The sequence below is a fragment of the Achromobacter sp. genome, assembly GCF_036567245.1.
GTDB lineage: Bacteria > Pseudomonadota > Gammaproteobacteria > Burkholderiales > Burkholderiaceae_B > Achromobacter.
Genome location: NZ_DATCUY010000104.1, coordinates 1 through 17,438 on the forward strand (window position 1 = coordinate 1; position 17,438 = coordinate 17,438).

The 17,438-nt window shown below is 66.4% G+C and carries 17 protein-coding genes and 1 tRNA gene; 10 read left to right on the forward strand and 8 right to left on the reverse strand.

Features of this window, described 5'->3' with window-relative positions; all coding sequences use genetic code 11:
* Together VIR09_RS04550 and gloB are read right to left on the reverse strand one after the other, a co-directional pair.
* Nucleotides 1–1,188, reverse strand: a 1,188-nt coding sequence (locus VIR09_RS04550; protein WP_332011794.1) for a transglycosylase SLT domain-containing protein, incomplete at its 3' end; no start/stop codon positions are given.
* 7 nt (nt 1,189–1,195) lie between these two features.
* Nucleotides 1,196–2,017 (reverse strand): hydroxyacylglutathione hydrolase, encoded by an 822-nt coding sequence (gloB, locus tag VIR09_RS04555; protein WP_332011795.1) that lies wholly within the window; start codon nt 2,015–2,017, stop codon nt 1,196–1,198.
* A gap of 20 nt (nt 2,018–2,037) precedes the next feature.
* Here gloB and VIR09_RS04560 point away from each other — a divergent pair, with 20 nt between their 5' ends.
* The 7 genes from VIR09_RS04560 (at nt 2,038) to VIR09_RS04590 (ending at nt 9,099) form a co-directional block, all read left to right on the forward strand.
* Entirely contained in the window at nt 2,038–2,820 is a 783-nt protein-coding gene (locus VIR09_RS04560; protein ID WP_332011796.1) for a class I SAM-dependent methyltransferase, read from the forward strand.
* A gap of 48 nt (nt 2,821–2,868) precedes the next feature.
* On the forward strand, nt 2,869–3,330 hold the full coding sequence (rnhA, locus tag VIR09_RS04565) for a ribonuclease HI (protein ID WP_332011797.1): 462 nt from the start codon (nt 2,869–2,871) through the stop codon (nt 3,328–3,330).
* 180 nt (nt 3,331–3,510) lie between these two features.
* A complete protein-coding gene (locus VIR09_RS04570) occupies nt 3,511–4,599 on the forward strand; it encodes an efflux RND transporter periplasmic adaptor subunit (protein ID WP_332011798.1) in 1,089 nt (362 codons plus the stop codon).
* A 33-nt stretch (nt 4,600–4,632) separates the two neighbouring features.
* Nucleotides 4,633–7,749 carry an efflux RND transporter permease subunit gene (locus VIR09_RS04575; protein ID WP_332011799.1) on the forward strand — a complete coding sequence of 1,039 codons (3,117 nt, stop codon included), beginning with the start codon at nt 4,633–4,635 and terminating at the stop codon, nt 7,747–7,749.
* Between the two features lie 3 nt (nt 7,750–7,752).
* Entirely contained in the window at nt 7,753–8,475 is a 723-nt protein-coding gene (gene dnaQ / locus VIR09_RS04580; protein ID WP_332011800.1) for a DNA polymerase III subunit epsilon, read from the forward strand.
* A 60-nt stretch (nt 8,476–8,535) separates the two neighbouring features.
* Nucleotides 8,536–8,610, forward strand: a tRNA-Val gene (locus VIR09_RS04585).
* A 321-nt stretch (nt 8,611–8,931) separates the two neighbouring features.
* A complete protein-coding gene (locus tag VIR09_RS04590; protein ID WP_332011801.1) occupies nt 8,932–9,099 on the forward strand; it encodes a hypothetical protein in 168 nt (55 codons plus the stop codon).
* A 23-nt stretch (nt 9,100–9,122) separates the two neighbouring features.
* Here VIR09_RS04590 and VIR09_RS04595 read toward each other — a convergent pair whose 3' ends face one another.
* The 5 genes from VIR09_RS04595 to VIR09_RS04615 form a co-directional block, all read right to left on the reverse strand.
* Nucleotides 9,123–9,587, reverse strand: coding sequence for a YaiI/YqxD family protein (locus tag VIR09_RS04595; protein ID WP_332011802.1), 465 nt, complete (start codon nt 9,585–9,587; stop codon nt 9,123–9,125).
* Nucleotides 9,588–9,592: 5 nt separating this feature from the next.
* The gene (locus VIR09_RS04600; RefSeq protein WP_332011803.1) at nt 9,593–9,859 is read right to left on the reverse strand and encodes a hypothetical protein; all 267 of its coding nucleotides are present in this window, start codon (nt 9,857–9,859) and stop codon (nt 9,593–9,595) included.
* 42 nt (nt 9,860–9,901) lie between these two features.
* Nucleotides 9,902–11,407 carry a TAXI family TRAP transporter solute-binding subunit gene (locus tag VIR09_RS04605; protein ID WP_332011804.1) on the reverse strand — a complete coding sequence of 502 codons (1,506 nt, stop codon included), beginning with the start codon at nt 11,405–11,407 and terminating at the stop codon, nt 9,902–9,904.
* Complete coding sequence (gene gltS, locus VIR09_RS04610; protein ID WP_332011805.1) at nt 11,404–12,612, reverse strand: sodium/glutamate symporter; 1,209 nt, start codon at nt 12,610–12,612, stop codon at nt 11,404–11,406. Before gltS ends, VIR09_RS04605 begins: the two co-directional genes overlap by 4 nt.
* A 165-nt stretch (nt 12,613–12,777) precedes the next feature.
* Entirely contained in the window at nt 12,778–13,275 is a 498-nt protein-coding gene (locus tag VIR09_RS04615; RefSeq protein ID WP_332011810.1) for a GNAT family N-acetyltransferase, read from the reverse strand.
* Nucleotides 13,276–13,532: 257 nt separating this feature from the next.
* Between VIR09_RS04615 and VIR09_RS04620 the strand changes: the two genes are divergently transcribed.
* Together VIR09_RS04620 and VIR09_RS04625 are read left to right on the forward strand one after the other, a co-directional pair.
* On the forward strand, nt 13,533–14,585 hold the full coding sequence (locus VIR09_RS04620) for a glycosyltransferase family 2 protein (RefSeq protein ID WP_332011806.1): 1,053 nt from the start codon (nt 13,533–13,535) through the stop codon (nt 14,583–14,585).
* 1 nt (nt 14,586) lies between these two features.
* Complete coding sequence (locus VIR09_RS04625) at nt 14,587–16,170, forward strand: glycosyltransferase family 39 protein (protein WP_332011807.1); 1,584 nt, start codon at nt 14,587–14,589, stop codon at nt 16,168–16,170.
* Here VIR09_RS04625 and VIR09_RS04630 read toward each other — a convergent pair.
* A complete protein-coding gene (locus tag VIR09_RS04630) occupies nt 16,124–16,519 on the reverse strand; it encodes a GtrA family protein (RefSeq protein WP_332011808.1) in 396 nt (131 codons plus the stop codon). The genes VIR09_RS04625 and VIR09_RS04630 overlap by 47 nt on opposite strands.
* Before the next feature lie 36 nt (nt 16,520–16,555).
* Here VIR09_RS04630 and VIR09_RS04635 point away from each other — a divergent pair, with 36 nt between their 5' ends.
* On the forward strand, nt 16,556–17,371 hold the full coding sequence (locus tag VIR09_RS04635) for a ChbG/HpnK family deacetylase (protein WP_332011809.1): 816 nt from the start codon (nt 16,556–16,558) through the stop codon (nt 17,369–17,371).
* The last annotated feature ends 67 nt before the right edge of the window (nt 17,372–17,438 follow it).

Below are 17,438 nucleotides of genomic sequence, written 5' to 3' on the forward strand. Positions count from 1 at the left end.
GTCCGACGGCGCCGAATCCAGCGCGCCCACCGGCGGCGCCAGCGAGGCCAACTGCACGCCGCCGGTACCGGGTTCGCCTGGCACCAGCAACGATTGGCCGGAAGCCGATTTCTGGCGCGAACCGATGTCGTTGGTCTGGCGCAGCGTGGCTTCGCTTACGCCGAAACGCTTGGCGATCGAGGCGTAGGATTCGCCGCGGCGCGAGTGGTAGATCTTCCAGGCGCTGAGGTCGCCCTTGTAGTTGGTCAGGTTGGCGTTGAAGATCTCGACGCGGTCGGCCGGCAGCAGCAGGGTGGGGCCGTGGTCGCCACGGATCACGGGACGGTTGAACGAGGGATTCAGCGCCTTGAATTCGTCCAGCGGCATTTCGGCCAGCTTGGCGGCGATTTCCAGGTCGATGTCGCTGTTCTTCTGGACCGTCACGAAGTAGGGCGTGTTGCCCACCGGGGGCAGGGCCACCGCATAGCGCTGCGGATCGGCGATGATGTTCTTGATGGCCTGCAGCTTGGGCACGTAGTTGCGGGTTTCGTCGGGCATGTTCAGGGACAGGTAGTCCGTGCCTTGGCCGGCCGCTTCGTTCTTGGCCATGGCGCGCTGCACCGAGCCTTCGCCCCAGTTGTACGAGGCCAGCGCCAGGTACCAGTCGCCCTGCATCTCAAACAGCTTTTCCAGATAGTCCAGCGCCGCGTTGGTCGAGGCGATGGGGTCGCGGCGCTCGTCGCGCCACCAGTCCTGCTTCAGGTTGAAGTGCTGGCCCGTGGCCGGCACGAACTGCCACAGGCCCGAGGCCTGGGCGCGCGACAGGGCGGTCGGGTTGTAGGCGCTTTCGACGAAGGGCAGCAGCGCCAGTTCGGTCGGCAGGCCGCGGCGGTTGATCTCGTCGACGATGAAGTACAGGTACTTGCCGGCGCGTTCCGCCATGCGCTGCACCGACTCGGGGTGGGACGCGTAATAGTCGGTCCACTGCTGCGAGAGGTCGGTGTTCAGGTTGGGGATGGCGAAACCGCGGCGGATGCGGTCCCAGGCGTCGGCGGGCGGGTTGGTCAGATCCACCGTCCGGGACGTGTCGCGGGCGATGTATCGCCCTTGGGAATTGGTGGTGAGGTTCTTGCTATCGGGGGCTTTGGTTCCTGCGCAACCGGCGAGGACTGCCAGCATGAGTGGCAGAAGGAGTCGGGATAGATTCATCGGGCTGTCACTTGAAATCGTTCTTCCATTTACGAAGGGAGGCAAAAACCTCTACCGGCGTAGCGTGGCTGTGGCCGGCCCAGCGCTCTGCGGCGTGGACGACCTCAACTTCTTGCGTGCGCAAAAACGGATTGGCCGCGCGTTCCTGCCCGATCGTGGACGGAAGCGTGGGAAGACCTTCTGCTCGTAATTGCTGGGCCTGCTGGTACCACTGTTGCAGGCTGCGGTTGGCCGGATCGACTGCCAAGGCCCAGCGCAAGTTCGCTAGAGTGTACTCGTGTGCGCAAAAAACCTGTGTATCTGGCGGTAAAACAGCAAATTTCCCTAAAGAATCATGCATTTGCGCCGGAGTGCCTTCGAAAAGACGGCCGCAGCCCCCCGCAAACAGCGTGTCGCCACAGAACAGAACCGGCTCCTGGCCGGCCGCGCGGCCGACGTAGGCGATGTGGCCGGCAGTGTGTCCGGGCACGTCCAGCACGGCCAGATCCAGGTCCAGTTCGGGGATCGCCACGCGGTCGCCTTCCGCCAGGCGCACGTCGCAGCGCGGCAGCTGTTCATGCGCGGGGCCGTATACGGTGATGCCCTCGATGCGGGACAATTCCGGAACACCGCCCACATGGTCGCCGTGATGGTGCGTGAGTAGAATGGCGCGCAGTCTCAAGTCGTTCTGGGCCAGCCATTGCAGCACCGGGCTGGCGTCGCCGGGATCCACCACGGCGGCCTCGCCGTTACGGACGATGGCCCAGATGTAGTTGTCGTTGAAGGCGGGTAGAGGCAAGACCGCGGCGTTGCGATCGCGGCCGCCTGTGGGGGCGGTCATGGCTTGCATGGGATTCGAAGGAATAGAACGTGGCAGAAGATACTCCGCCGATTGTAGAACTGGCCGAATGGTTCCAGACGCCGCCGGGACAGTACGCCCTGGCCTGGGAGCGGGCGCAGTTCGACGCGGCTGTCGCGGACGTGTTCGGATATTACGCCTGGCAGGTCGGCCTGGCCGACATGAATCTGCTGCGCGCCAACCGCATGCCCTTCAAGGGCTACATCGGCACCGAGACCCCGTCCGCGGAAAGCGCCGCCAGTTGGCAGTCGCGAGTGGTGTTGGCCGAGCCCGAGGCCTTGCCGTTCGAATCCCAGAGCGTGGACCTGCTGATCCTGCCGCATGCCTTCGAGTGCGCGGAAGAACCCCACAACGTGCTGCGCGAGGTCGAGCGCGTGCTGGTGCCGGAAGGGCGGGTCGTGATTTCGGGCTTCAATCCCTGGAGCATGTGGGGCGCGCGCACCCGCATGCCTGGCATGGAGCCCTGGCTGCCGCAGCCGCCGTCCTCCCAGGTGTCTTTGCCGCGCCTGAAGGACTGGTTCAAGCTGTTGTCGCTGGAGGTCGAGGCCAGCCACTTCGGCTGCTACGCGCCGGCCTGCCGCAGCGAAAAATGGCTGCAGCGCTGGTCCTTCCTGGAATCGGCGGGCGCCCGTTGGTGGAGCGTGGGCGGTGCGGTCTATGTGGTGTCGGCCGTCAAGCGGGTGGCCGGCATGCGTATCATTGGCCCGGCCTGGAAGAAGGCCAAGCCCAAGCGCGCCCGCGCGGCGTCGGTGGTGGTCAACCGCCAGGCGGACGACGGTTCGGGAAAGGCATAGCTCTGCGCCGCGGCGCCAATTTTTTAGCAAGGAATACCAAGCAGCACCATGCAGGACGACAAAGCGAACGAACAGAAAGTGGAAATGTGGACCGACGGCGCATGCAAGGGTAATCCCGGTCCGGGCGGCTGGGGCGTGCTGATGCGCGCGGGTGGCCACGAGAAGACGCTGCATGGCGGCGAACTCCAGACCACCAACAACCGGATGGAACTGCTGGCGGTCATCCAGGGCCTGCGTGCGCTCAAGCGCCCATGCACGGTCATCATCCACACGGACTCCCAGTACGTGATGAAGGGCATGACCGAGTGGCTGGCCAACTGGAAGCGGCGCGGCTGGATGACGGCCGACAAGAAACCGGTCAAGAACGTCGAACTGTGGCAATTGCTGGACGAACAGGTGCAGCGTCATGCGGTGTCCTGGCGCTGGGTCCGCGGACACGCCGGCGATCCCGGCAACGAACGGGCCGACCAATTGGCCAATTTGGGCGTGGAATCGGCCCGCCGGAACTGAGAGCATCGGGATATACCCTCAAATCCGCCCTCTGGGGCGGATTTAGTTCTTTCATCCGGCTTCAGGATTGTTCCAGTATGTAAATCCGGGTGCTAAAGTGCCAACCCTCATTCCAGTTCCTGCGGCGCAGTCCGCGTGGGGGCATGCCTGGCCCGCGCCGCAATACCGCCACATTCGCGCATGAAAAAAGCAGTACTGCTCGCCGCCGTAGCGGCAGGGTTGGCCGCGGGGGCCGCACTCGGCGTGTTTGTGCCGCGCTGGCTCGCCTTCGGAACCGTCAGTCCACAACCCGGCGCCGTCGAAGCGCCCCTGGTCACGCGCGCCGCGCCGGTCCGGGTCGAAGTGGCCGCCGTCGAAGAGATTCCTTTCGCGCGCGGCATCTCGGCCGTGGGCAGCCTGCGCTCCGACGAATCCGTGGTGCTGCGGCCCGAGGTCGCCGGCCGTATCCAGTCCATCGATTTCAAGGAAGGCCAGCCGGTCAAGCGCGGCGACGTGCTGATCCGCCTGGACGATTCCGTGCCGCGTGCGGAATTGGCCCAGGCGCGCGCCAACCTGACGCTGGCGCAAAGCCACTACCGGCGCTCGGTGGAGTTGCAGGGCAAGGGCTTCGTCAGCCAGCAGGCGCGCGACGAGTCCGCCAGCACGCTGAAGGTGCAGGAAGCCGCCGTGGCGCTGGCGCAGGCGCGGCTGGACAAGATGACGATCTCGGCGCCGTTCGGCGGCATCGTGGGCTTGCGCAGCGTGTCGGTGGGCGACTACGTCAACCAGGGGCAGGACCTGGCCCCGCTGGAGGCGATCGATCCGCTCAAGGTGGACTTCCGCGTTCCCGAGATGTATCTGAGCAAGGTGGGCGTGGGCCAGCCGCTGACGCTGCGCATGGACGCGCTGCCGGGCCAGGAGCGCCAGGGCGTGGTCTACGCGGTCAGCCCTCTGGTCGATGCCGGCGGGCGCTCCATCCTGCTGCGCGCCACGGTCGCCAACAAGGATGCGGTGCTGCGCCCGGGCATGTTCGCCCGCGTGCAGCTGCAGTTCAGCCAGGACAAGGCGCTGGTCGCGCCGGAAGCCACGCTGTCGCCCTCGGGCGCGACGCAGTACGTCTACCGGGTCAAGAACGGCGTGGCCGAGCGGCGCGAGGTCACCATAGGCGAGCGCCGCGAGGGCCGCGTCGAGATCCTGACCGGGGTGGCGGCGGGCGACCAGCTGGTGGTGTCTGGCTTGCAACGGGTGACGGACGGCGCCGCGGTGACCGTTCTGGGCAACGGCGCGTGACGCCGGCCTTTTTCCCTTTTTGGCGGTAGCGCAATGCGTATCTCGGAAACCTGCATCAAGCGGCCGGTGTTCGCATCGGTCCTGTCGCTGATCATCGTGTTGATCGGCCTGATTTCGTATTCGCGGCTGACCGTGCGCGAGTACCCCAAGATCGACGAACCGATTGTGTCGGTGGACACCACCTACAAGGGCGCCTCGCCCGAGGTGATCGAATCGCAGGTGACCAAGCCGCTGGAAGACCAGCTGGCCGGCATCGAGGGCGTGGACGTGATGACCTCGCGCAGCCGCTCGGAACGCAGCCTCATCAACATCAAGTTCAACCTGTCGCGCAACCCGGATGCCGCGGCGGCGGAAGTCCGCGACAAGGTCTCGCGCGCGCGCCGCTTCCTGCCTGATGAAATCGACGAGCCCATCATCGGCAAGGTCGAGGCGGACTCCCAGCCCATCATCTATATCGCGGTCGAGTCCGGGACGTACTCCGCGATCCAGACCTCGGACTACATCAACCGCTACATCAAGACCCGCCTGTCGGTGCTGCCGGGCGCGGCCGAGGTACGCGTCTTCGGCGAACGCCTGCCATCCATGCGCATCTACGTGGACCGCGACAAGCTCGCCGCCTACGGCCTGACCGTGCAGGATGTGGAGGCCGCGCTGCGCAGCCAGAACGTGGAGATTCCGGCCGGCCGCATCGAATCGCGCGCCCGCGAGTTCTCGGTGGTGTCTTCCACCGACCTGCAGACGCCGGCGCAGTTCGAGAACGTGATTGTCGCCAACGTCAAAGGCTACCCGGTGCGCATGCGCGACGTGGCCAATGTGGAGATCGCCGCCGCCAGCGACCGCGTGCTGTCGCGATTCAACGGCAAGCCCGCCATCAACATCGGCGTGACGCGCCAGTCCACCGCCAACCCGCTGGAACTGTCCAAGGCGGCGCGCGAGGAAGTAGCGCGCCTGAACGAGAACCTGCCGGCCGGCATGAAGCTGAACATCGCGTACGACTCGTCGGTGTTCATCGAGCGCTCCATTGATTCCGTGTTCCACACCATCGGCGAAGCCATCGTCCTGGTGGTGCTGGTGATTTTCTTCTTCCTGCGCAACCTGCGCGCCAGCATCATCCCCATCGTCACCATCCCCGTGTCGCTGGTAGGCGCCTGCGCGCTGATGTACCTGTTCGGCTTTTCCATCAACACGCTGACCCTGCTGGCCATGGTGCTGGCCATCGGCCTGGTGGTGGACGACGCGATCGTGGTGTTGGAAAACATCTTCCGCCACATCGAAGAGGGCATGCCGCGCAAGGAGGCCGCGCTGCGCGGATCGCGCGAGATCGGCTTTGCGGTGGTCGCGATGACCATGACCCTGGTCACCGTGTATGCGCCGCTGGCCTTCGCCACCGGCCGCACCGGCAGGCTGTTCATTGAATTCGCGCTGGCGCTGGCCGGTGCGGTGCTGGTGTCGGGCTTCGTGGCGCTGACGCTCACTCCCATGATGTGCTCGGTGCTGCTGCGCCACGAGAGCAGCCATAGCCGCTGGTACAACCTGATCGAAGGCTGGCTCAACGCCATGAGCAATGGCTACCGGCGCGCGCTGGGGGCGTCCCTGCGCCACCGCTGGCTGGTGGTGGTCATAGGCGTGGCGGTCGCGGCCGCGAGCGGCGTGCTGTTCAAGGTGGTCAAGAGCGAACTGGCGCCCATCGAGGACCGCGGCGTGGTGTTCGGCATCGTCAGCTCGCCGGAAGGCGCCACGCTGAACTACACGCTGGAAAGCATGCTGGGCATCGAAAAGTTCTATTCCGAGATTCCGGAGGCCAGCGGCAGCCAGGTGACCGTGGGCTTTCCCACCGTGACGGACGGCACCGCGATCCTGCGCCTGAAGCCCTGGGAAGAACGCAGCCGCAAGCAGCAGGCCATCACGCAACAGCTGCAGCCGCAGTTCGCCTCCTTGCCGGGGGTGCGGGCGTTTCCGACCAATCCGCCGTCGCTGGGCCAGTCGGCGCGCTCCAAGCCGGTGGAGTTCATCATCATGAGCCAGGCGTCGTACGCCGAGCTGTCGCGCCTGACCGAAGTCTTCCTGACCGAGCTGCGCAAGTATCCCGGCCTGATCAACCTGGACACCGACCTGCGCCTGAACACGCCCGAGCTGCGGGTGCGGGTGGACCGCGACAAGATGGCCGACGTGGGCGCCAACGTGGACACCGTGGGCCGCACCCTGGAATCGATGCTGGGCGGCCGCCAGGTCACCCGCTACAAGGACGAAGGCGAACAGTACGACGTGATCGTGCAGGTGACGCCGCGCGATCGCGCCAATCCCACCGACATTTCCGGCATCTATGTGCGGGCGCGCGACGGCAGCATGGTGCAGCTGGACAACCTGCTGGGCGTGCACGAAGGCGTGTCGCCGCAGTCGCTGAACCACTTCAACCGCCTGCGCGCCGTGAAGATCGACGGCGCGGTGGCGCCGGGCTACGCCCTGGGTGAAGTCCTGGCGCACATGCACCAGGTGGCGCGCGATGTGCTGCCCAACACCATCGTCACCGACCTGGACGGCCAGTCGCGCGAGTTCCGCGATTCCTCCGGCAGCATCTATCTGGTCTTCGCCATGGCGCTGGCCTTCATCTACCTGGTGCTGGCGGCGCAGTTCGAGAGCTGGCGCAATCCCTTCATCATCATGCTGTCGGTGCCGCTGTCGATGACCGGCGCGCTGCTGGCGCTGTGGCTGACCGGCGGCACCTTGTCCATCTACAGCCAGATCGGCCTGATCACGCTGGTTGGGTTGATCACCAAGCACGGCATCCTGATCGTCGAATTCACCAACCAGTTGCGCGACGAAGGCAAGGAATTGTTCGAGGCCGTGGTCGAGGCCAGCGTGCTGCGCCTGCGTCCCATCCTGATGACGACCGGCGCCATGGTGCTGGGCACCGTGCCGCTGGCGCTGTCCACCGGCGCGGGGGCGGAATCGCGCCAGCAGATCGGCTGGGTCCTGGTGGGCGGGCTGATGCTGGGTACACTACTGACCTTGTTCGTCGTGCCGGTGGCCTATACCTTGATCGCCACCGCACGCAAGAAACCCGGCCAGGCCGGCAGCGCAGCGCATCATCCGGACCCCGCTCCGGCGCCGCAAGCGCAGCCCGCCGCGCCTGCCCAAGCGTCGGAATAAGTTATGCGCCAGATCATCTTTGACACTGAAACCACCGGACTGGACCCTGCCCAGGGCCATCGCATTGTCGAAATCGGCTGTGTGGAAATGGTCAACCGGATGAGCACCGGCAACAACCTGCACATCTACCTGAACCCGGACCGCGACAGCGATCCCGAGGCCTTGGCGGTGCACGGCCTGACCACGGAGTTCCTGTCCGACAAGCCCCGCTTCGCCGATGTCGCGGACGAGTTCGTCAAGTTCATCCAGGGCGCCGAACTGATCGCGCACAACGCGGCGTTCGACGTCAAGTTCTTCAACGCCGAACTCGCCAAGACCGGGCGCGGCCCGGTCACCGACTACTGCGAGACGGTCACCGATTCGCTGCTGCACGCGCGTTCGCTGTTCCCGGGCAAGCGCAACTCGCTGGATGCGCTGTGCGACCGCTACGGCATCTCCAACGCCCACCGCACGCTGCACGGCGCATTGCTGGACTCGCAGCTGCTGGCGGAAGTCTGGCTGGCCATGACCCGCGGCCAGGACGCGCTGCTGATCGACGTCGACGATGGCGCCGGCGCTGGCGGCAATGGCGTCGTGCTGGCCAGGTTCGACGCGTCGGGCCTGCCCGTGCTCAAGGCCAGCGAGGCGGAACTGGCCGAGCATGAAACCTACCTCGCGGCCCTGGACAAGTCCGTGGGCGGGGAGTGCACCTGGCGCAAGATCGACGCGCCGGTGGCGGCCGCATAAGGTTTTTCCGAGGCGACTTGCACACGTTCAAAAAAACGTGCTAATATTTCGCCTCTTTCGGGGTGGTTAGCTCAGTGGTAGAGCACTGCCTTCACACGGCAGGGGTCACTGGTTCGAACCCAGTACTACCCACCAAAGACCCTTGGAAGACAACGCAGGCCCCAGGCCCAACGTTGTCGGCGTACCAAGGTTAAAAAAGACGCAAAGCAAAAAGCCAGCCGCGAGGTTGGCTTTTTTGTTTTGTGCGCGCCGGACCTATCGAGTCCGCTTTCAAAGCCGCGTGCTTTGCATGGGGGGACGCCAGCCATTGCGCTGAACCGTCCCTTTCATTACCCTTCTCTTGATTTGACGCAAGCGGACTCTCATCGATTGAGCCGCGTCGCATGCGAGCCTGTCTATCATTGATAACAAAGGCTTTGGCCCGTGGGCCAGGCATAGGCGAACAGGAGAAGGTCAATGTCCGAACACACCAACATCATGTTGATCATTATTGGCACGGGCGTGGCGCTCATGCTGATCGGCTTCGGGCTGCGCGACCGCAATATCGGCATGGGGCTGATGGGCATAGGCCTGATCACGGCGCTGGGCTCGATCATCTACAAGGCCTACATCACCTTCTATTGACGGCCAGGCCTGCCGGCCGGGCCTCAGCCCTTCGGCGCATTGCGCGCCGCGCGCGCCAGCAGGCTGTCCAGCTGGTTGGCGAAGGCCTTGCGGTCGGCCTGGCTGAACGAAGCCGGCCCGCCCGTATCCACGCCGCTGGCCCGCAACTCTTCCATCATGTCCCGCAGCGCCAGGCGTTCCCGGATGGTTTCCGGCGAATAGCGCTCGCCGCGCGGGTTCAGTGCCATCGCGCCTTTTTCCAGGACTTCCGCAGCCAGCGGGATGTCGCCGGTGATGACCAGATCGCCCGGCTCCGCGCGTTCGGCGATGTGGGCGTCGGCGACGTCGAAGCCGCGCGGCACCTGCACCGCACGGATCAGCGGCGAGGGCGGGGTGTAAAGCATCTGGTTGGCCACCAGCGTCAGCGGCACCTGCCAGCGCTGGGCGGCGCGGAACAGGATGTCCTTGATGACGGCGGGGCAGGCGTCCGCATCGACCCAGATGTGCATCGCGCTTACTTGTCCAGCGCGTTCTGCAGCACTTCGGCCACGATGTCGTTGGTGGACACACCGCGTTCGGCCGCCAGGGCGCGCAGCTTGTCGGCGTGGGCTTGCGACAGCTTCAAGGGGAAGGGCACCAGGCCGGCGGCCTGGTCCAGCTTGCGCTGCTCGCGGCGGTCGGGCGCTTGCGAGGCGGTGCCGAAGCGGTCCGGCGTGGCGGCTTGCTTGAGTTGGCCGGCCAGCTTCAGGGCCTGGGTTTTCTGTAGATCGAATTTATTCATGGGAATTCCTGGTAAGGAGCGCAATCATAAGCGCAACCGGCTTCATTGCGGTTTGGCCTGTTCCAGCTTGGCCAGCCCTTCCTGGGCGCCGTCGTGCAGCGGCACGGTCAGCCCGCGCCGGGCGGTAGCCAGCCCTACTTGGGCGCCCTGGGCCGATCCGGCGGCCAGCAGATCCTGGCCGGTCACGTAGACCGCGCGCACGATTACCAGGGCTTCATCGCGGGTCAGGTCGGCGGTGGTGAGCAGCAGCGCCGCCATGCCCACGGTGGGTATCGGCTCCAACTGGTTGGGATAGGTGCCGGCGGCGATGTCCAGCGGCATCAGCGCATTGTGCTCGGCCGCGGTCAGCGTCTTGATGGCCGCGGGGTCCAGCGGCAGCAGCTTGAGGCGCGCCTGGGTCAGCGCGTCGCGCAGGGGCGTGGCCGGCACGCCGATGACCTGGGCGGCGGCGTCGACCGCGCCGGAGTTCAGCGCCGGCAGAGACTCGGTGAACGGCGTGTCGGCCACCTTGTAGTCGCGGCCGGCCTGCAGGCCGTGGGCGGCCAGCACCGTTTCCAGCGTGGCGCGCACCGCCGAGCCTTCCGGCCCGAGGGCGATGGTCTTGCCCTTGAGGTCGCGCACGCCACGCAGGGAAGCATCGTCGCGCACCACGATATGGACCAGTTCCGGATACAGGCTGCCCAGGGCGCGCAGGCCGGTGAAGGGACCCTGGCCCGCGAACGGTCCCTTGCCGTCGTAGGCGAGCCGCGCCGTGTCGGCCTGGGCCAGCCCGACCACCGCATCGCCGCTGCGCAGCAGCGCGATGTTCTCGGCGCCGCCGCCGGTGATCAGGGGCGAGACGCGGATCTGCTGCTTGCGCGCTACGTCGCTCAGGGCACGCGCGAACGCGACGTACTCGCCGCGGTCCGGGCCGCCGGCCAGCGGGTAGCCCTGTTGCATGCGGGCCAGCCGGCCGTTGATGCGCGCCACCGAACGCTCCAGCTCCTGCTGCACCACATGCTGCGCGGTGCTGGAGGCGCTATAGGAAACCGAATGGGTGATCTGGTCCAGCGTGTCCAGCAGTTGGCGCGTGACGGGCGGCGGTGCGCCGGTGTCCAGATTGGGCGCCTCGGCCGCCTTGAATCCGGCCGGGGTCACCAGTTTCCAGGTATCGCCGTCCTGGCGGTAGATCGCGCTGGCGTGCGCGACGATGCGGTCGCCGGCCTGGTTGCCGCCGGATTTCACGCCGCTGATGCTGCGCGGGCCGGCGCCCAGCAGCGTGACCAGCGCGGCGGCGCCGGGCTGGTCCCAGGCGCCCAGGGTGACGTTGCGTCCCAGGTCCAGTTCCACGTCGTAGTAGACGACGCGGCGGGTTTCTCCCGCCGGGGCGCTGCTGTCCGCGGCCGATCCCATGCGCTTGAGTTCGGCAACGCGGAACAGGCCCGCGCCGTAGGCGGTGGTCAGGCTGTGCTCGACGTCGGCGCGCAGGACGTCGGTATCGGGCGCGCGGCCGCAGGCCACCAGGAGCAGGCAGAAACCGAGAATAACGAGGCGTTTGAACATGGTCACATGCCTCCCACGAACGGCAAGGAGATCAGCGAGGTCAGCACGATCACGTTCAGGATGTCGACCAGGAAGGCGCCGGTGACCGGCACGACGATGAACGCTTCCGGCGCCGGGCCGTGGCGCCGCGTCAGCGCCTGCATGTTGGCGATGGCGGTGGCCGTGGCGCCCAGCGAGAAGCCGCAGAACGCGGCCGACATGATGGCTGCCTCGTAGTCGCGCTTGAGCATGCGGAACACCACCCAGGCCGCGTACAGCGCGCAGAACAGGGTCTGCACCGCCAGCATCAGCGCCAGCGGACCGGCCAGGCGCGCCACGCTGGACAGGTCCAGCGTCATCATGGTCATACCCAGGAACAGCGACAGGGAGATGGTGCCGATGATCTCGGTGGCGCGGTCGTCCAGCTTCAGGCCCAGCTTTTCGCCGCCGTTGCGGATCAGCACGCCCGTGGCCAGGCACCACAGGAAATTCGGCAGGCTGACCGGGGCGTCCTCGACCAGCGCGGCCAGGTAGCCGCCCGCCACCAGGCAGACGAACGCCGCCGTCATCGACACGATGAACGAGCCCGCGCTCGGCGGGGGCGCGTTTTCCGTCAGGTCCAGGGCCTCATGGCCGTCGCCGGGCGCGTGGTCCAGGCTGCCGGCCAGCTTGTGGCGCCGCATCAGCCATTCGGCCACCGGTCCGCCCACCACGCCGCCCAGCACCAGCCCCAGGGTGGCGGAGGTCATTGCCAGCGCCATCACGTCCTGGATGTTGTTGAAGTCGGCAAATCGCGTGGCATAGGCCGCGCCCGTGCCGTGCCCGCCCACCAGGGTGATGGTGCCGCCCAGCAGGCCCATCAGCGGATGCATGTCCAGCAGCCAGGCCATGCCCAGCCCCACGGCGTTCTGCAGGATCAGGAACGGGATCAGGGCCAGCAGGAAGGCGATCAGCCGCGGACCGCCCTTGGCCAGCAGCTTGAGGTTGGCGGTCAGGCCGATGCTGCCGAAGAACAGCAGCAGCAAGGTCGGCTTGATGCTGGTCTCCAGCGAGACGGAAACGCCGCCCCAGGTGGACAGCAGATAGGCCAGCACGGCGAACAGCAGGCCGCCCACGATGGGGTCGGGAATGCTGTAGCGGGCGAGGACGCCGATCCTGGTGGTGAGCACGCGTCCGATGACCAGGACGAGGCAGCATGCCAGCAGCGATTGAACGGGCGTAAGCGAGATCATAGATACCTTTGCGCCCTGTCAGGGCACGGTGAACTTTCTGGCTATTGGAACCCTGCCGCCTCACACGGACTGAGGCTAATGTTACGTCCGCCGCGATAACGGTGTACATGGGGCAGGGCTGCGGCGCGCGGCGCGGAGCCGGGCGGGAGGCCGCGGCCGGGGCGGCTAGAGCGGAAACGCGCGCGACATGTATTGCGCGTGCGGCCCGTAGCCGGCCAGTTTTTCGGCCAGGTCGGCGCTGTCTGCGTCGACGGGCTGATAGCCGTGGCGCTGCCAATAGCCCACGGCGGATTCCAGGGACACCAGGCTCGCCCGGCGCAAACCGCCTTCATGCGCGCCGGCCGCTGCGGCGCGCAGCAACGCCTGGCCCACCCCCAGCCCTTGCGCCGAGGGCGCCACGGCGCAGTCGTGCAGGAACCAATGGTCGGCACCGGCCGGCAGCGCTGGCAGCGTGACGTCCAGGGCGGGAGGCAGTCCCGCGTCCCAGGGATAGGAGATCAGGTAGCCCAGCAGCCCGTCCAGGCTGGCAGAGGCCTGCGCGACCCAGCAGTGTGCAGGCGCGAGCGCCAGGCGATTCTGGAAGAAGCCGGCGCTTTCCAGCAGGAAACCAGGATAGGCCAAGGTCTGGAGGGCCAGGATGGCGTCCACGTCGCTGGCCCGCATGGGCCGGACTCGATATTGCATGACAACCTGCGAAAACAAGAACTCGGGCGCATTTTACCGATGCGCGCGCGGGTCCCGGCTTTACAGGCCTTCACAAATTGGGGACACAGGTTCACCGGACTTTATTGTTTTCCAGGGAGCGCTCCCTAGAATCCACCAGAATTCCCCGGAGCCGCGGGCAATCTTGCATTTCATGAAAATTCGACAAGCCCCTACGCATACTGCTCGCCATAGTCCTGCAATCCGAGTCTAGAGCCATGCACATCCAGTTCCGGTCCGAACCCGCCGTTCAGCAAGTATTGACCAAATCGTTTCCCCTGGAAGCGGTGTGGCCGGCTGCCCAGGCTCCCGTGCCGTACGACACCTGCGTGACTTGTGTGATTCCCTGCCTGAACGAATGCGAGAACCTGCGGGTGCTGCTGCCCTTGCTGCGCAACCGCCTGGAGGCGCTTTGCACCAGTTGGGAAATCATCGTGGCCGATGATGGCAGTACGGACGGCACGGAAGCGCTGATGGCTGAATGGACCGGGCATGACGGCTTCCGCTACGTGCAACTATCGCGCAACTTCGGCAAGGAAGCCGCGATCAGCGCCGGCCTGGAAGCCGCCACCGGCAATGCGGTGATCTGCCTGGACGCCGATCTGCAGCATCCCCCCGCGTTGATCGAGCAAATGCTCGCGCGCTGGGCGGCCGGCGCCGAAATGGTCTACGCCGTGCGCGAGACCCGCGCCGACGAGTCCTGGGCCAAGCGCGCCGGCGCGCGCTGGTTCTACAAGCTCCTGAGCGGCGCGCGCGGCGTGGACGTGCCGGCGCATGCCGGCGATTTCCGTCTGATGGACCGCAGCGTGGTGGACGCTTTGATCGCCTTGCCCGAACGCACCCGCTTCATGAAGGGCCTGTACGCCTGGGTCGGTTTCAAGGGCGAGGCCCTGACCTACACTCCCGACGAGCGCATGCACGGCGACAGCCGCTTTGGCGGCATGCGCCTGTTCCGGTTGGCGCTGGACGGCCTGACTGCCTTCACCACCTGGCCGCTGCGCCTGGTCAGCCTGGTTGGCGTGGTGTTCGCGATGCTGGCGCTGGCCTATGCGGCCTATCTGGTCGGCGAGTACCTGTTCTTTGGCAACGAGGTCTCCGGTTGGACGACGATCGTGACGGCGGTGCTGTTCTTCGCCGGCGTGAACCTGATTTCGCTGGGCGTGGTGGGCGAGTACGTGTCCCGGATCTTTGATGAAGTAAAGGGGCGGCCCCTGTTCGTCGTGCGACGCCGCCAGGGCCGGGCTTCCCGGCCGGGCCAAGGCTTGAACTGACATGTCCGCTACCACTTTCTGGCGGCGCTCCGATTGGACCCCGCCGGCGGGACGCTTCCTGCTCGCGATCGGCGCGTGGCTTGCCTTCCTGGCCTGGCTCAGGCCGTTGACCTTGCCCGATGAAGGGCGCTATGCCGGCGTGGCCTGGGACATGCTGCGCAGCGGTTCGCACGCGGTGCCCTTGCTGGACGGCATGCCGTACTTCCACAAGCCGCCGCTCTATTACTGGTTGACCGAGCTGTCCTTCTCGATCTTCGGCGTGCATCCCTGGGCGGCGCGGGTGCCTTCCTGGCTGGCTGCGTGGGGCGCCGTGGCGGCCCTGTACTGCTTTGTGCGGCGGTATCGCGATACCGCCGCTGCCGCGCTGACCGTACTGGTTCTCGCCACTCTGCCGTTTTTCTATGGCGGCGCGCAGTTCGCGAATCTGGATATGCTGGTGGCAGGCCTGATCACGCTGTGCGTGCTGGCCGCCGTGGATACGGTGATGCGCGTCGAGCGCGGACAAGCCTGGCGCGCGATGTCGGTGGCGGCTGGTGTGCTGGCGGCCTTGGCGGTACTGGCCAAGGGCCTGATCGGCTTGGCGCTGCCGGGTGCCATCCTGCTGATCTGGCTGCTGTGGGAGCGGCGCTGGCGCGGCCTGGCCGCGTTGCTGTGGCCGCCCGCGCTGCTGGCGTTCATCGCCGTGGCGACGCCGTGGTTCGTGCTGATGCAACTGCGCTATCCCGGTTTTTACGACTATTTCTTCGTCTACCAGCATTTCCAGCGCTTCGCCGCCAGCGGCTTCAACAACGCGCAGCCGTTCTGGTTCTATCTGCCGGTGATTGTCGGGCTCAGCCTGCCCTGGTCGCTTTGGGGCGGCGGCATTCTGCGCAAGGCGTTCTGGGAAGGTCCCACGCGTAGCCTGCGCCGCTTGGCCTTGGTGTGGTTCGCCGTCGTGCTGGTGTTTTTTTCGCTGCCGGATTCCAAGCTGGTGGGCTATGTCCTGCCGGCGCTGGCGCCGCTGGCCTTTCTGCTGGCGGAAGTGATCCAGGGCGCCAGGCGCGCCGATGCCGAAGGCGCCACGCGCCTGGTGCGCCTGAGCGCGGCGGTGGCGGCTGGCATCTGCGTCATCGCGGTGGGCATTGCGGCCAACAATGCGCGCGGCAGCGCCGCTCCCTTGGCCAAGGTGGTGCGGGAACAGGCGCGGCCGGACGACACGTTTGTGTCGCTGCACACCTATCCCTTCGACCTGGCGCTGTACGCCAGGGCCGCGCGGCCTGCGTGGGTGGTGGACGACTGGCGCAACCCGGATGTGCCTGTGCGCGATAACTGGCGCAAGGAACTGTACGACGCCGCCCAGTTCGATCCCGCGACCGGCGCGGAGGTGCTGCTCAGCCCCACGGAGTTCACTGCGCGCCTGTGCCAGGCGGCGGAAGGGGCGCGTTTCTGGGTATGGGGCACCGCGGCGGACAACCCGGCCTATCCGCCGTTGCAGGGGCTGGCGCCGGTGGCCAGCAGCGTGAAGTACGTGATGTGGCGCGTCGACGTGGACGCGGCCTTCAGGCAGCGGGTTTGTGGCGGAACGCCCACAGCCGGCTGGCGATGAAGGTCGCCACGGCGAGCGCGAGCAGGATCAGCGCGAGCAGGATGTCGTAGCGGATGGCAGTGCTGTGCAGCAGCCAGGCGTAAGCGGCTTCGTTGATGAGGAAGCCTATGGCTGACACAAAGAAGAAACGGCGCACTGCTACCGTCCAGGGAGTTTTGGAATGTCGGAACGTAAGCCGGTAGTGGCCGGCGAAGGAAACCGCGAATGCGATCAGCCAGCCCACCAGGTTGGCGGCCAGGGGCGGTATGCGGAAGAATTCGACGCAACCCACGGCGACAGCCCAATGGGTGGCCGCGGCGGCGCATCCGACAGCAATGAAGGTGCTTACTTGTTGCAGCAGGGCGCGCATGAAGGCTGTGATGAATGGGAAGTCAAAGGTATTGCTATGAGCAAACGTATCGTGGTCTGCGGTGATGATTTTGGCATGAATGCCGATATCGATGAAGGCATGATTGCGCTGGCCGGCATGGGCCGCTTGAGCGCGGTCAGCTGCCTCACGCTGGGCCCTTCGTTCGCGGCGAACGCAGGGCGGCTGGCGCCGATGAATGTGGATATCGGCCTGCACGTGAACTTCACCGAAGCGCTCGCGCCCGACGCCGAACCCATGCCCACGCTGAGCCGGCTGATTCTCAGCGCCTACACCGGCAGGCTGGACGACGCCTGGGTCGAAGCGCAGCTGGAACGCCAGTTCGATGCCTTCGAAGCTGCATTCGGCCGCGCGCCGGATTATGTCGATGGCCACCAGCACGTGCATCAGCTGCCCGGCATCCGCGAACGCCTGCTGCAGCTGCTCAAGCGCCGTTATGGCAGTCGCATGCCGTGGCTGCGCCAGACGGCGCCGGGCATGCAGTTCGGCATACCCCTGAAGGAAGCCATCAAGGCGCGCGTCATCGGCGCGCTGGGCTCTGCAGCGCTGGCGCGCCAGGCGCGCAAGGACGGCATGCGGACCAACCGCCGGCTGTTGGGCGTCTATGGCTTTGAAGGCGGCAAGCGTCGCTACGCGGATCTGCTGCAGAACTGGCTGTTCAACGCGCGCGACTGCGACCTGCTCATGTGCCATCCGGCGATGGGCAGCCAGGACAACTGCGCCATGTCGCGCCAGCGCCGCGCGGAATTCGACGTGCTCGCCAGCCCAAAGCTGGGCGATTGGCTCAACGTCAACGGCGTGCACATCTCGCGTTTGCCTGCCACGGCGCGCTGACCGGCTCCAAGTCCTGTCGCGGCGACAGCCGGCATTAGCCGCCCGTCAGGCTTTGCAGCAGCCAGGC

What these genes read in the sequence shown, in the direction of transcription:
- VIR09_RS04625 (WP_332011807.1), top strand. Translation starts at nt 14,587, where the DNA reads ATGTCCGCTACCACTTTCTGGCGGCGCTCCGATTGGACCCCGCCGGCG.
- gloB (WP_332011795.1), bottom strand. Translation starts at nt 2,017, where the DNA reads ATGCAAGCCATGACCGCCCCCACAGGCGGCCGCGATCGCAACGCCGCG.
- VIR09_RS04570 (WP_332011798.1), top strand. Translation starts at nt 3,511, where the DNA reads ATGAAAAAAGCAGTACTGCTCGCCGCCGTAGCGGCAGGGTTGGCCGCG.
- VIR09_RS04595 (WP_332011802.1), bottom strand. Translation starts at nt 9,587, where the DNA reads ATGCACATCTGGGTCGATGCGGACGCCTGCCCCGCCGTCATCAAGGAC.
- VIR09_RS04600 (WP_332011803.1), bottom strand. Translation starts at nt 9,859, where the DNA reads ATGAATAAATTCGATCTACAGAAAACCCAGGCCCTGAAGCTGGCCGGC.
- VIR09_RS04590 (WP_332011801.1), top strand. Translation starts at nt 8,932, where the DNA reads ATGTCCGAACACACCAACATCATGTTGATCATTATTGGCACGGGCGTG.
- VIR09_RS04615 (WP_332011810.1), bottom strand. Translation starts at nt 13,275, where the DNA reads ATGCGGGCCAGCGACGTGGACGCCATCCTGGCCCTCCAGACCTTGGCC.
- dnaQ (WP_332011800.1), top strand. Translation starts at nt 7,753, where the DNA reads ATGCGCCAGATCATCTTTGACACTGAAACCACCGGACTGGACCCTGCC.
- rnhA (WP_332011797.1), top strand. Translation starts at nt 2,869, where the DNA reads ATGCAGGACGACAAAGCGAACGAACAGAAAGTGGAAATGTGGACCGAC.
- VIR09_RS04635 (WP_332011809.1), top strand. Translation starts at nt 16,556, where the DNA reads ATGAGCAAACGTATCGTGGTCTGCGGTGATGATTTTGGCATGAATGCC.
- gltS (WP_332011805.1), bottom strand. Translation starts at nt 12,612, where the DNA reads ATGATCTCGCTTACGCCCGTTCAATCGCTGCTGGCATGCTGCCTCGTC.
- VIR09_RS04630 (WP_332011808.1), bottom strand. Translation starts at nt 16,519, where the DNA reads ATGCGCGCCCTGCTGCAACAAGTAAGCACCTTCATTGCTGTCGGATGC.
- VIR09_RS04575 (WP_332011799.1), top strand. Translation starts at nt 4,633, where the DNA reads ATGCGTATCTCGGAAACCTGCATCAAGCGGCCGGTGTTCGCATCGGTC.
- VIR09_RS04620 (WP_332011806.1), top strand. Translation starts at nt 13,533, where the DNA reads ATGCACATCCAGTTCCGGTCCGAACCCGCCGTTCAGCAAGTATTGACC.